The sequence below is a fragment of the Streptomyces sp. NPDC057249 genome (genome assembly GCF_042669245.1).
In the GTDB taxonomy this organism is placed as follows: Bacteria; Actinomycetota; Actinomycetes; order Streptomycetales; family Streptomycetaceae; genus Streptomyces.
In genome coordinates this window covers 562,651-575,913 of the sequence record NZ_JBHUXS010000002.1, presented here as the reverse complement: position 1 = coordinate 575,913, position 13,263 = coordinate 562,651, and the positions used below count along the sequence as shown (strand labels likewise).

The window sequence follows — 13,263 nt, the reverse complement described above, 5'->3', positions numbered from 1 at the left end:
TCGTAACTCAACGCTTCTGTACTGCACTTGTGTCCGGCGCGCCGCATGGTCCGCCGAACGGGCAGGAGGCAGCGCGGTCTTCGGGATGTACCCGAGCCCGGCGCGGCCCCCCACTATGCCGGTGCCGCTGTCGGCGGTGCGCGGCAGGGTTGCGCTCCGCAAGGATCTTCGGATTTACCCGTGATCCTTTGCCCCCTCGGTCGTTGGTACGCGTGGGGGGCACGGAGACAGCGTTCACCCTCGCAGGCCGTCCTTGCGAAATCGTACTGACGTGCAACGCAACTGTTACAGCGGGAGGATCAAGAGCCGTGGCCGTGACCGAACCAGCTCCGGCGCCACCCCTGGCGGCCCACGAAGGCATCCTGCGCCGCCAGTCGCTGCGTGAATCGGCCGCCCGCACCTACGCCCGATCACTGCCGATCGTGCCGGTGCGCGCCCGGGGGCTGACCATCGAAGGCGCGGACGGGCGACGCTATCTCGACTGCCTCTCCGGGGCGGGGACGCTGGCCCTCGGCCACAACCACCCGGTCGTCCTGGAAGCGATCAAGAAGGTTCTCGACTCGGGCGCCCCGCTGCACGTGCTGGATCTGGCCACCCCGGTCAAGGACGCGTTCGTCACGGAGCTGTTCAGCACCCTGCCGCGCGAATTCGCCGACAACGCCCGGGTCCAGTTCTGCGGCCCGGCCGGCACGGACGCGGTCGAGGCGGCGTTCAAGCTGGTCCGCGCCGCCACCGGCCGCAGCGGCCTGCTGGCCTTCACCGGCGCCTACCACGGCATGACGGAGGGCGCCCTCGCGGCATCCGGCGGCGCCGAGGACGTACGGGTGACCAGGCTGCCCTTCCCGCAGGACTACCGCTGCCCCTTCGGCATCGGCGGCGAGGCAGGTGCGCGGACCGCCGCCCGCTGGACCGAGCACCTGCTGGACGACCCCAAGAGCGGGACGCGGGCCCCGGCCGGCATGATCCTCGAACCGGTCCAGGGCGAGGGCGGGGTCAACCCCGCGCCGGACGGTTGGATGCGCCGGATGCGCGAGATCACCGAGACCAGGTCCATCCCGCTGATCGCCGACGAGGTCCAGACCGGCGTAGGCCGCACCGGCGCCTTCTGGGCCGTCGAGCACAGCGGGATCGTGCCCGACGTCATGGTGCTGTCCAAGGCCATCGGCGGCTCCCTCCCGCTCGCCGTGATCGTCTACCGCGCGGAGCTCGACACCTGGCAGCCCGGCGCCCACGCCGGCACCTTCCGCGGCAACCAGCTCGCCATGGCGGCCGGCACCGCCACCCTCGCGTACGTCCGCGAGAACGGCCTCGCCGAACGGGCCGGGGCCCTCGGCGGTCGCATGCTGGCGAGCCTCGGATCGCTCGCCGCCGACCACCCGTGCGTCGGCGACGTCCGGGGGAGGGGCCTGATGATCGGCGTCGAGATCGTGGACCCCGAAGCACGCCCGCAGGGCACCGGCACCGAACCGCCGCCGGACCCGGTCCTCGCCGCCACCGTCCAGCAGGAGTGCCTGAGCCGTGGGCTCATCGTCGAACTCGGTGGCCGGTACTCCACCGTCGTACGCCTGCTGCCGCCCCTCACGCTCACCGACGAACAGGCGACAGCGGTGGTCGACCGCCTCGCCGACGCCCTGGCAGCGGCGGAACGCTCACCGCACCGCCGCCTGCCGACCGGATCGCTCCGCTGACCACGGACACCAGCACAGGAAGACCGCCGTGAACCCCACCCCCGCGCCCGAGGCCGACGGCCCTCCCCCCAGCCACCTCCCCGAGTCCGAGGCCCCCGGCGGGCTCGCCGTCGAGGCGACGACCGTGCCGCGCCAGAAGGAGACCCCGCACGAACTGTGGCACGCGTCGCGGCCCGCCACCCCGCCGCAGACCACCGGACACCCGGAGGCCCCGGCCGCAGCCGCCCCGGACCACCCGGCCGCCGACCCCCTCGACCATCCCGACCCGCTCCGCGCGGCCGACGCCGCCGGCGTCGAGAACCTGCTGCGCTGCTGGGTCCGCGAGAACGACCTGCCCCGCCCGGCCGGACAGACCCTGCGCGTCCCGCTCCCCGCGAGCGGCACCGCCCTGCTCGTTCCCGTCCGCCACTGGTCCGCCACCGGCTGGCACCGCTTCGGACCCCCCGCCCTGGAACGGGCGCCCGCCGACGCGCCCACCGCCGACGCGGTCACCGTGGCCGCCCTGCTCGGCCGCGAGGCCGGCCACCACGACGGCGCCGACATGGCCGGCCGGGTCGCCGACTCGGTACGGCGTACCGCCTCGTTCATCGAGGAACGACGCCGCCGGCCCGCCGCCCCCGAGGAGGCGGACCTCTTCCTCACCGCGGAGCAGTCCCTCCTGCTCGGCCACCCCCTGCATCCTTCGCCCAAGAGCAGGGAAGGGCTCACCGACGCCGAAGCGCGCGTCTACTCACCCGAGCTGCACGGCTCCTTCCCGCTCCACTGGGTGGCCGCCGACCGCTCCGTGCTGGCCACCGACTCCGCGTGGACCGACCAGGGCCGCCCCGTGCCCGCCGCCGACCTCGTCGCCCGGCACGCCCCGAGCCTGGCCCTCCCCGAGCACACCGCGCCCCTCCCCCTCCACCCCTGGCAGGCCCGCGAGCTGCGGAGCAGGCCCGAAACCGCCGCCCTGCTCGACGCCGGCCTCCTGCACGACCTCGGTCCCCACGGCGCGCCCTGGCACCCCACCTCCTCGGTGCGCACCGTGCACCGGCCGGGGACCGACCTGATGCTGAAGCTCTCCCTCGGCGTCCGGATCACCAACTCCCGCCGGGAGAACCTCCGCAAGGAGCTTCACCGGGGCGTCGAGGTCCACCGGCTGCTCCGCACCGGACTCGCCCGCGAGTGGCACGCGGCGCACCCCGGCTTCGACATCGTCCGCGACCCCGCCTGGCTCGCCGTCGACACCCCGGACGGCGCGCCCGTGCACGGCCTCGACGTCATGCTGCGCCACAACCCCTTCAGCCGGTACGACGACGCCGTGTGCATCGCCGGGCTCACCGCTCCTCGGCCCTGGCCGGGCCGGACGGGACTGCACTCGCGTCTCGCCGACGTGGTCCACCGCCTCGCCGCGGCCACCGGGCGGACGACGACCGCGGTGGCCGCCGAGTGGTTCCTGCGCTACCTGGAGCGCGTCGTCCACCCGGTGCTCTGGCTCGACGCCCACGCCGGGGTCGCCCTCGAAGCCCACCAGCAGAACACCCTCGTCCTGCTGGACCCGGACGGCTGGCCCGTCGGCGGCCGTTACCGTGACAATCAGGGCTACTACTTCCGGGAATCGCACCGCACCGCGCTCGATCACAGGCTCCCCGGCATCGGATCGGTCAGCGACACCTTCGTCTCCGACACCGTCACCGACGAACGCTTCGCCTACTACCTCGGCATCAACAACGTATTCGGACTGATCGGGGCGTTCGGCTCCCAGCGGCTCGCCGACGAGCAGATGCTCATCGACGCGTTCCGGCGCTTCCTGAAGTCGGCGTGCGCCCTGGGCTCACCGTTCCCCGCCCACCTGCTCGACAACCCGCGCCTGCGCTGCAAGGCCAACATGCTGACCCGCCTGCACGGACTCGACGAACTGGTCGGGCCCGTCGACACCCAGTCCGTCTACGTCACCATCACCAACCCCCTGCACGGCTGACAGCAGGGCCGCGACCGGGGCCGAAGGGCCGATGGCCGCAAGCGGACCGCCGCAAGCCGCCGCTCGCCGAGAGCCGAGAGAGGAGCCCCGCCCGTGTCTCCCCCCGATGCGCCCGCCGGCCCCGCCCTCCGGGGGGACTGGGCCCCCGTGCCCACACCGGCCGGGGAGTTCCGGCTCGTCCCCGTCCGCCCGGAACGCGATCTGCCGACCCTCACGCGCTGGATGAACGACCCCGTCGTGGCCGCCTTCTGGGAGCTGGCCGGCGACGAGGGCGTCACCGCGCGGCACCTCGCCCCCCAGCTCGCCGACGGCAGCCACAGCACCCCGTGCGTCGGGGTGCTGTCGGGCGCGCCCATGAGCTACTGGGAGCTGTACCGCGCCGACCTCGACCCGCTCGCCCGCCACTACCCGGCCCGGCCGCACGACATGGGCGTCCACCTCCTCATCGGGGAGGGCCGCCACCGGGGCCGCGGCACCGGCACGGCGCTGCTGCGTGCCGTGGCCGGCCTGGTGCTCGACCACGTCCCCCTCTGCACACGAGTGGTGGCCGAGCCCGACGTCCGTAACGTCCGGTCCGTCTCCGCGTTCCTGAGCGCCGGATTCCGCCTCTCCACTGAGGTCGAACTCCCGGACAAGCGGGCCGCGCTGATGGTCCGCGACCGAACCCACCGCACCCTGCCATGAACGCATCCCCGACCCGTCCGCACCGCTCGAACCCCATCGGTTCCCACCCGAGGAGTCCCCGTGCCGAAATACCCTGCGCACCACGACGCAACGGAGCCGCCCGCACTGCTCGACACCCCGGAGCTCAACCGGGTGGCCTGGGACCGGGCCGCCTCCCGGATGCTCGCGAAGATGCTCGGTGAATTCGCCTACGAGGAAGTCATCGAGCCGGCTCCGCGAACCGCCGGCGGCAGCACGTACACCCTCCCGCTGGACGACGGCGGCAGCCTCTCCTTCACCGCCACGCGCGGTGTGTACGGGAGCTGGCGCGTGGACCCGGGATCGATCGGCGAAGAGGGCCCCGACCCCGCCGGGGGCAGCGTCCCGTTCCGCGATCCGCTGCTCTTCGTCACCCGGGCCCGCCGCCTCCTCGGCCTGGACGGCGCCACGCTCGGCCACCTCCTCCGCGAGCTGACCACCACGCTCGCCGCGGACGCCCGCCTCGCCCACACCGCGCTCACCGCCGCCGAGCTGGCCGGCCTCGGCTATGCGGAACTGGAGGGCCACCAGACCGGCCACCCCTGGATCGTCGCCAACAAGGGCCGGCTCGGCTTCTCCGCCACCGACGCCGCCCGCTACACCCCCGAGGCCCGCGAGCCCGTCCGGCTGCCCTGGCTCGCCGTCTCCCACCGGATCGCCGCGTACCGGGGCGTGCCCGCCCTGTCCACCCCGGACAAGCTCTACACCCAGGAGCTCGACGCGGCCGTCCGTGCGTCCTTCGCCGACCGCCTGCGCGCACGCGGCCTGGACCCGGACGGCTACCACTTCCTGCCGGTCCATCCCTGGCAGTGGGACGAGTGGATCGTGCCCCTGTTCGCACCGGCCATCGCCGCCGGGGACATCGTGCCGCTCCCCGCCGACCCGGACGTACGGCTGCCACAGCAGTCCATCCGTACCTTCGCCAACCTCGCCCGGCCCGACCGGCACACCGTCAAGCTGCCGCTGTCGATCCTCAACACCCTGGTCTGGCGCGGACTGCCCACCGAGCGCACCATCGCCGCGCCGGCCGTCACCGGCTGGGTCCAGGGGCTGCGCGACAACGACTCGTTCCTGCGCGACTCCTGCGGCGTGATCCTCCTCGGTGAGGTCGCCTCGGTGACCGTCGAGCACCCGCTGTACGACCACCTCCCCGAGGCGCCGTACCAGTACAAGGAGATCCTCGGGGCGATCTGGCGTGAACCGCTGCCGCCCCGCCTGGCACCGGGGGAGCGGGCCCGCACCCTCGCCTCCCTGCTCCACACCGACCCCGAGGGACGCGCCTTCACCGCCGAGCTGGTGGCCCGCTCCGGACTGGCGCCCACCGTCTGGCTGACCCGGCTCTTCGCCGCACTGCTGCCGCCGCTGCTGCACTTCCTCTACCGCTACGGCACCGTCTTCTCCCCGCACGGCGAGAACGCGATCGTGGTCTTCGACGAGCAGGACGTGCCCGTGCGCCTGGCGATCAAGGACTTCGTGGACGACGTCAACGTGAGCGCGCAGCCACTGCCCGAGCACGACACGATGCCGGCGGACGTGCGCCGCGTCCTGCTCACCGAGGAACCGGCCTTCCTGACCCAGTTCATCCACTCCGGGCTCTTCACCGGGGTCTTCAGGTTCCTCTCCCCGCTCTGCGAGGAACAGCTCGGCGTCCCCGAGGGCGCATTCTGGTCACTCGTCCGGGCGGAGATCCTGCGCCACCACGCCCGCTTCCCCGAGCTGAAGGAGCGGTTCGAGATGTTCGACATGCTCACCCCGCGCATCGACCGCCTCTGTCTGAACCGGAACCGGCTGCATCTGGACGGCTACCGCGACCGGCCCGTACGCCCGCACGCGGCGGTCCACGGCAGTGTGGCCAACCCGCTCCACCCCTCCGAGTGAGGCCGGGAGTGCCCGTCGATGTCAGTGGCGCCCCGTAGGCTGGCCGGGCTATGACGAAGCCATCCCTCCCCGAGCTCCTGCACGCCGCCGTGACCGCCGTCGGCGGTACGGAGAGGCCCGGCCAGGCCGCCATGGCCGCCGCCGTCGCCGAGGCCGTAGACGACCAATCCCACCTGCTCGTCCAGGCCGGCACCGGGACGGGCAAGTCGCTCGGCTACCTGGTGCCGGCCCTGGCGCACGGCGAGCGCGTCGTCGTGGCCACGGCGACGCTGGCCCTTCAGCGCCAGCTCGTGGAGCGCGATCTGCCGCGTACGGTCGACGCGCTGCATCCGCTGCTGCGCCGCCGGCCGCAATTCGCCATGCTCAAGGGCCGGTCGAACTACCTCTGTCTGCACCGGCTCCACGAGGGCGTGCCGCAGGACGAGGAGGAGGGGCTGTTCGACCAGTTCGAGGCGGCGGCCCCGTCCAGCAAGCTCGGCCAGGACCTGCTGCGCATGCGCGACTGGGCCGACGAGACCGAGACGGGCGACCGGGACGACCTCACCCCCGGTGTCTCGGACCGGGCCTGGGCGCAGATCTCGGTCTCCTCGCGGGAGTGCCTGGGCGCGAGCAAGTGCGCGTACGGGGCGGAGTGCTTCGCCGAGCAGGCCAGGGAGCGGGCCAAGCTCGCCGATGTGGTGGTCACCAACCACGCGCTCCTGGCGATCGACGCCATCGAGGGCGCCCCGGTGCTCCCGCAGCACGAGGTGCTGATCGTGGACGAGGCCCACGAGCTGGTCTCCCGGGTCACCGGTGTGGCCACCGGCGAGCTCACCCCCGGCCAGGTCAACCGCGCGGTGCGCCGCGCCGCGAAGCTGGTCAACGAGAAGGCGGCCGACGCGCTGCAGACCGCCTCCGAGGGCTTCGAGCGGGTCATGGAGCTGGCGCTGCCCGGCCGCCTGGAGGAGGTGCCGGAGGACCTGGGGTACGCGCTGATGGCCCTGCGGGACGCCGCGCGCACGGTGATCTCCGCGATCGGCGCCACGCGGGACAAGTCCGTCCAGGACGAGGACGCGGTCCGCAAGCAGGCGCTGGCCTCGGTGGAGTCCGTCCACGCGGTCGCCGAGCGCATCACGCAGGGCTCCGAGTACGACGTCGTCTGGTACGAGCGCCACGACCGGTTCGGCGCCTCGGTGCGCGTCGCCCCGCTCTCCGTCTCCGGGCTGCTGCGCGAGAAGCTGTTCGCGGAGCGCTCCGTCGTGCTCACCTCCGCCACGCTCAAGCTGGGCGGCGACTTCAACGGTGTCGGGGCCTCCCTGGGGCTCGCCACCGAGGGCACGGCGGGCGAGGACGTCCCGCAGTGGAAGGGCCTGGACGTCGGCTCCCCGTTCGACTATCCGAAGCAGGGCATCCTGTACGTCGCGCGTCATCTGGCGACGCCCGGGCGCGAGGGCTCCCGCACGGACATGCTGGACGAGCTGTCCGAGCTCATCGAGGCGGCCGGCGGGCGCACGCTGGGCCTGTTCTCCTCCATGCGGGCGGCCAAGGCGGCGGCCGAGGAGCTGCGCGGCCGGCTGGACAAGCCGGTCCTGCTCCAGGGCGAGGAGACCCTGGGCGAGCTGATCAAGAATTTCGCCGCCGATCCGGAGACCTGCCTTTTCGGCACGCTGTCGCTGTGGCAGGGCGTGGACGTGCCGGGAGCCAGCTGTCAGCTGGTGGTCATGGACCGGATTCCGTTCCCGCGCCCCGACGATCCGCTGATGAGCGCGCGCCAGAAGGCGGTCGAGGAGGCCGGGGGCAACGGCTTCATGGCGGTGGCGGCCACGCATGCCGCGCTGCTGATGGCGCAGGGCGCCGGCCGTCTCGTACGGGCCACGGGCGACAAGGGGGTCGTCGCGGTGCTCGATCCGCGCCTGGCCACCGCACGCTACGGCAGCTATCTGCGGGCCTCGCTCCCCGATTTCTGGTACACCACCGACCGTAACCAGGCCCGGCGTTCGCTCGCCGCCATCGACGCGGCGGCCAAGGCGGACGGCCGGTAGCCCTCGGCGGCGTACACGAGAAGGGGCCCTTGGACCGGCGTGAATGCCGGAACGGGGCCCCTTCTCCCAGAGAGCGTGAGGTGCGGGTCTCAGACCCTGCGCAGCACGGCGACGACCTTGCCGAGGATCGTCGCCTCGTCGCCGGGGATCGGCTGGTACGCGGCGTTGTGCGGGAGCAGCCAGACGTGGCCGTCCTCGCGCTTGAAGCGCTTCACCGTGGCCTCTCCGTCCAGCATGGCCGCCACGATGTCGCCGTTCTCCGCGACGGGCTGACGGCGCACGGTGACCCAGTCGCCGTCACAGATCGCCGCCTCGATCATCGAGTCACCGACGACCTTGAGCACGAAGAGCTCGCCGTCACCCACCAGCTGGCGGGGGAGCGGGAAGACGTCCTCGACGGACTCCTCGGCGAGGATCGGCCCACCGGCTGCGATCCGGCCGACCAGCGGCACGTACGAGGCGGCGGGCTTGCCCGTGGTGTCCGTCGGCTGCGTGCTCGGCTGGTCCGAGCCGCGCACCTCGTACGCCCGCGGGCGGTGCGGGTCGCGACGCAGGAAGCCCTTGCGCTCCAGCGCCATCAGCTGATGGGCGACGGAGGAGGTGCTGGAGAGGCCCACCGCCTGACCGATCTCCCGCATCGACGGCGGATAGCCGCGTCGCTGTACGGAATCCCGGATGACCTCGATCACCCGCCGCTGCCGGTCCGTGAGCCCCGAGCTGTCCGCCCGGATTCCGGGAGGTCGTCCGGGAAGCGAGCGCGCTGGGCGCCCGGGCTCCGGGCCCTCCGTGTTCGTGACTGAGTCATTCATGGCATGCACCGGCTCGAGTCGGCTCTGGGAGCGGTCCTGGGCAGTGATGATGGCACTGTCTGCGGTGGTGGTCACGTCGGCGGCCCCTCTCGAATGGTCTCCCTGGCTGCACAACGGTAGTAGCTTTCGAAAGGTTGCGCCAAACACACGTTCGAGTGAAAAACGAATAAAAGACTGTCGGGACTCCACTGTCAGGTGTATGCAGCCGCCTACGGTGCGCGACGGCGGCGCGCCGCCGGGGGGCGTCGCCTCGGTTTTCGGCGGTGGTCCCGGCCACCCCAGGACCGTAGCGCGGCGTCCTGTGGGGCCGTCGCCCGGTGGCCTCCCGGTCGTCCGTCGTCCGGGTGCTTCCCGTACCCTCGTGGTCGGCCTTACGCTGCCTTCCGGCCGCCCTCCGGCGCGACACGCGCTTAGGGCCAAATGCGCGGCCGGACCCAAGATCTAGTGGTTGGATACTTCCGACCGCCCCGAATGTAGTGGTCCCCCGTCCGACGGGGGTGCGGTCATCGCCTATGCTTGAGACCGCTTCGAAGGCCCCTGACCGGGCCTGAAGAGGCTATTCAGTCGTGCTGTGAAGGAGGGTTGGGAGCCATGCACTGCCCCTTCTGCAGGCACCCCGACAGCCGGGTCGTCGACAGTCGCACCACCGACGACGGGACCTCGATCCGCCGGCGCCGCCAGTGCCCCGACTGCTCCCGCCGCTTCACCACGGTGGAGACCTGTTCACTCATGGTGGTCAAGCGGAGCGGGGTCACCGAGCCCTTCAGCCGCACCAAGGTCATCTCGGGTGTGCGCAAGGCGTGCCAGGGGCGGCCCGTCACCGAGGACGCCCTCGCCAAGCTGGGCCAGCGGGTCGAGGAGGCGGTGCGCGCGACCGGCAGCGCCGAGCTGACCACGCACGACGTGGGTCTGGCCATCCTCGGCCCCCTGCAGGAACTCGACCTCGTCGCCTACCTGCGCTTCGCGTCCGTGTACCGGGCGTTCGACAGCCTCGAAGACTTCGAGGCCGCCATCACGGAACTCCGTGAGCGGCGGCCCCGCGCGGAATCACGCGGGAGCGGCGAGACCCCCGAGGTCCCCGCCCCCGCCGTCGCCGCCGACTGATCGGCGGTCGCCGGCCGCGTCGATCCGGGGATCGCGCGGGCCGGCACCAGGACCTTGCTCCGGGCGGCGTATGACGAATACGGCGGCCGAAGCATCAGACACACATTGTGCCCGGGGAAGTTCTCGGCACTTCAGGGCGTTTTTGCCCACATATGGGAGGCGGCATGACAGAGACGGCGAGCGGCCCGGCACGGGGTTCCCGCACCAAGGGGACCAAGTCGACTGCGTCCAAGCAGGGCCTGCGAATCGAGCGCATCCACACCACCCCCGGCGTGCATCCGTACGACGAGGTGTCCTGGGAGCGCCGTGACGTCGTCATGACCAACTGGCGCGACGGCTCGATCAACTTCGAGCAGCGTGGCGTCGAGTTCCCCGACTTCTGGTCGGTGAACGCGGTCAACATCGTCACCAGCAAGTACTTCCGGGGCGCCGTGGGCACCCCGCAGCGCGAGACCGGTCTGCGGCAGCTGATCGACCGGATCGTCAAGACGTACCGGAAGGCCGGCGAGGACTACCAGTACTTCGCTTCCCCCGCCGACGCGGAGATCTTCGAGCACGAGCTGGCGTACGCCCTCCTGCACCAGATCTTCAGCTTCAACTCCCCGGTGTGGTTCAACGTCGGCACGCCCCAGCCGCAGCAGGTCTCCGCCTGCTTCATCCTGGCCGTCGACGACTCCATGGAGTCGATCCTCGACTGGTACAAGGAAGAGGGCATGATCTTCAAGGGCGGCTCCGGGGCCGGCCTGAACCTCTCCCGTATCCGTTCCTCCAAGGAACTCCTCTCCTCCGGCGGCAACGCCTCCGGTCCCGTCTCCTTCATGCGGGGTGCCGACGCCTCCGCCGGAACGATCAAGTCCGGTGGCGCCACCCGCCGTGCGGCCAAGATGGTCATCCTCGACGTCGACCACCCCGACATCGAGAACTTCATCGAGACCAAGGTGAAGGAGGAGGAGAAGATCCGCGCCCTGCGCGACGCGGGCTTCGACATGGACCTGGGCGGCGACGACATCACGTCCGTCCAGTACCAGAACGCCAACAACTCGGTCCGCGTGAACGACGAGTTCATGAAGGCCGTCGAGTCCGGCGGCAAGTTCGGGCTGCGCGCCCGGATGACCGGCGACGTCATCGAAGAGGTCGAGGCGAAGTCCCTCTTCCGCAAGATGGCCGAGGCCGCCTGGGCCTGCGCCGACCCGGGCATCCAGTACGACGACACGATCAACCACTGGCACACGTGCCCCGAGTCCGGCCGCATCAACGGCTCGAACCCGTGCAGCGAGTACATGCACCTGGACAACACCTCGTGCAACCTCGCCTCGCTGAACCTGATGAAGTTCCTCAAGGACGACGGCAAGGGCAACCAGTCCTTCGAGTCCGAGCGCTTCGCCAAGGTCGTCGAGCTGGTCATCACCGCGATGGACATCTCCATCTGCTTCGCCGACTTCCCGACCGAGAAGATCGGCGAGAACACCCGCGCCTTCCGTCAGCTCGGCATCGGTTACGCCAACCTCGGCGCCCTGCTGATGGCGACCGGCCACGCGTACGACAGCGACGGCGGCCGCGCGCTCGCCGGCGCCATCACCTCGCTGATGACCGGCACCTCGTACAAGCGCTCCGCCGAGCTCGCCGCCGTGGTCGGCCCGTACGACGGCTACGCCCGCAACGCCAAGCCGCACCAGCGCGTCATGAAGCAGCACGCCGACGCCAACGCCGTGGCCGTGCACGCCGACGACCTGGACAACCCGATCTGGGCCGCCGCGACCGAGGCGTGGCAGGACGTGCTCCGGCTCGGCGCGAAGAACGGTTTCCGTAACGCGCAGGCGTCGGTCATCGCGCCCACCGGCACCATTGGTCTCGCCATGTCCTGCGACACCACCGGTCTCGAGCCCGACCTCGCCCTGGTCAAGTTCAAGAAGCTGGTCGGCGGCGGCTCGATGCAGATCGTGAACGGCACCGTCCCGCAGGCCCTCCGCCGCCTGGGTTACCAGGAGGAGCAGATCGAGGCGATCGTCGCCCACATCGCCGAGCACGGCAATGTGATCGACGCCCCCGGCCTGAAGACCGAGCACTACGAGGTCTTCGACTGCGCGATGGGCGAGCGGTCCATCTCGGCCATGGGCCACGTCCGCATGATGGCGGCCATCCAGCCGTGGATCTCCGGCGCCCTCTCCAAGACGGTGAACCTGCCGGAGACGGCCACCGTCGAGGACGTCGAGGAGGTCTACTTCGAGGCGTGGAAGATGGGCGTCAAGGCGCTCGCGATCTACCGCGACAACTGCAAGGTCGGCCAGCCCCTCTCCGCCAAGACCAAGGAGAAGGAGAAGGAGGCCGTCACGGCCAAGGCCGAGGACACCATCCGTACCGCGGTCGAGAAGGTCGTCGAGTACCGCCCGGTCCGCAAGCGCCTGCCCAAGGGCCGGCCCGGCATCACCACCTCGTTCACGGTGGGCGGCGCCGAGGGGTACATGACGGCCAACTCCTACCCGGACGACGGCCTGGGTGAGGTCTTCCTGAAGATGTCCAAGCAGGGCTCGACCCTCGCCGGCATGATGGACGCCTTCTCCATCGCGGTCTCGGTGGGCCTGCAGTACGGCGTCCCGCTGGAGACGTACGTCTCGAAGTTCACCAACATGCGCTTCGAGCCGGCCGGCATGACGGACGACCCGGACGTGCGGATGGCGCAGTCGATCGTCGACTACATCTTCCGCCGCCTGGCGCTCGACTTCCTGCCCTTCGAGACCCGCTCGGCCCTCGGCATCCACTCCGCCGAGGAGCGTCAGCGCCACCTCGACACCGGCTCCTACGAGCCCACGTTCGAGGAGGAGCAGCTGGAGGCCGAGACCCTGGCCCAGACCGCCCCGGTGCGGACGGAGACGCTCAAGGCGGTCGCCCCGGTCCGGGAGACCGAGAAGGCCGAGCCGAGGACGGCGCACACCTCGGCCGAGCTGGTCGAGATGCAGCTCGGCATCAGCGCGGACGCCCCGCTCTGCTTCTCCTGCGGTACGAAGATGCAGCGCGCCGGCTCCTGCTACATCTGCGAGGGCTGCGGCTCCACCAGCGGCTGCAGCTGACCGCTGAACGACGAGTGCGGGCAGGCCTTCCCC

At 71.4% G+C, this 13,263-nt stretch carries 7 protein-coding genes and 1 pseudogene; 7 read left to right on the top strand and 1 reads right to left on the bottom strand.

Annotated features, from left to right (window positions below):
* Nucleotides 1-308 precede the first annotated feature (308 nt).
* The 5 genes and pseudogenes from ACFUJY_RS06100 (at nt 309) to ACFUJY_RS06080 (ending at nt 8,249) form a co-directional block, all read left to right on the top strand.
* The gene (locus ACFUJY_RS06100; protein WP_383295175.1) at nt 309-1,688 is read left to right on the top strand and encodes a diaminobutyrate--2-oxoglutarate transaminase family protein; all 1,380 of its coding nucleotides are present in this window, start codon (nt 309-311) and stop codon (nt 1,686-1,688) included.
* 28 nt (nt 1,689-1,716) lie between these two features.
* Nucleotides 1,717-3,648 carry an IucA/IucC family protein gene (locus ACFUJY_RS06095; RefSeq protein ID WP_383295172.1) on the top strand — a complete coding sequence of 644 codons (1,932 nt, stop codon included), beginning with the start codon at nt 1,717-1,719 and terminating at the stop codon, nt 3,646-3,648.
* A 132-nt stretch (nt 3,649-3,780) separates the two neighbouring features.
* A pseudogene (locus ACFUJY_RS06090) lies at nt 3,781-4,332 on the top strand (GNAT family N-acetyltransferase); the annotation flags it as partial.
* Between the two features lie 60 nt (nt 4,333-4,392).
* Nucleotides 4,393-6,228, top strand: coding sequence for an IucA/IucC family protein (locus ACFUJY_RS06085; protein WP_383295169.1), 1,836 nt, complete (start codon nt 4,393-4,395; stop codon nt 6,226-6,228).
* Between the two features lie 50 nt (nt 6,229-6,278).
* Nucleotides 6,279-8,249: an ATP-dependent DNA helicase gene (locus tag ACFUJY_RS06080; protein WP_383295166.1), complete on the top strand. Its 1,971-nt coding sequence runs from the start codon at nt 6,279-6,281 to the stop codon at nt 8,247-8,249.
* A gap of 89 nt (nt 8,250-8,338) precedes the next feature.
* On the opposite strand, the gene lexA is transcribed toward ACFUJY_RS06080, so the two are convergent.
* Entirely contained in the window at nt 8,339-9,133 is a 795-nt protein-coding gene (gene lexA, locus ACFUJY_RS06075; protein ID WP_026171816.1) for a transcriptional repressor LexA, read from the bottom strand.
* A 516-nt stretch (nt 9,134-9,649) separates the two neighbouring features.
* Here lexA and nrdR point away from each other — a divergent pair.
* Both nrdR and ACFUJY_RS06065 read left to right on the top strand, forming a co-directional pair.
* The gene (nrdR, locus tag ACFUJY_RS06070) at nt 9,650-10,162 is read left to right on the top strand and encodes a transcriptional regulator NrdR (RefSeq protein ID WP_383295162.1); all 513 of its coding nucleotides are present in this window, start codon (nt 9,650-9,652) and stop codon (nt 10,160-10,162) included.
* 164 nt (nt 10,163-10,326) lie between these two features.
* The gene (locus ACFUJY_RS06065; protein WP_383295159.1) at nt 10,327-13,230 is read left to right on the top strand and encodes a vitamin B12-dependent ribonucleotide reductase; all 2,904 of its coding nucleotides are present in this window, start codon (nt 10,327-10,329) and stop codon (nt 13,228-13,230) included.
* Nucleotides 13,231-13,263: the final 33 nt, after the last annotated feature.

What these genes read in the sequence shown, in the direction of transcription:
- ACFUJY_RS06080 (WP_383295166.1), top strand. Translation starts at nt 6,279, where the DNA reads ATGACGAAGCCATCCCTCCCCGAGCTCCTGCACGCCGCCGTGACCGCC.
- nrdR (WP_383295162.1), top strand. Translation starts at nt 9,650, where the DNA reads ATGCACTGCCCCTTCTGCAGGCACCCCGACAGCCGGGTCGTCGACAGT.
- ACFUJY_RS06065 (WP_383295159.1), top strand. Translation starts at nt 10,327, where the DNA reads ATGACAGAGACGGCGAGCGGCCCGGCACGGGGTTCCCGCACCAAGGGG.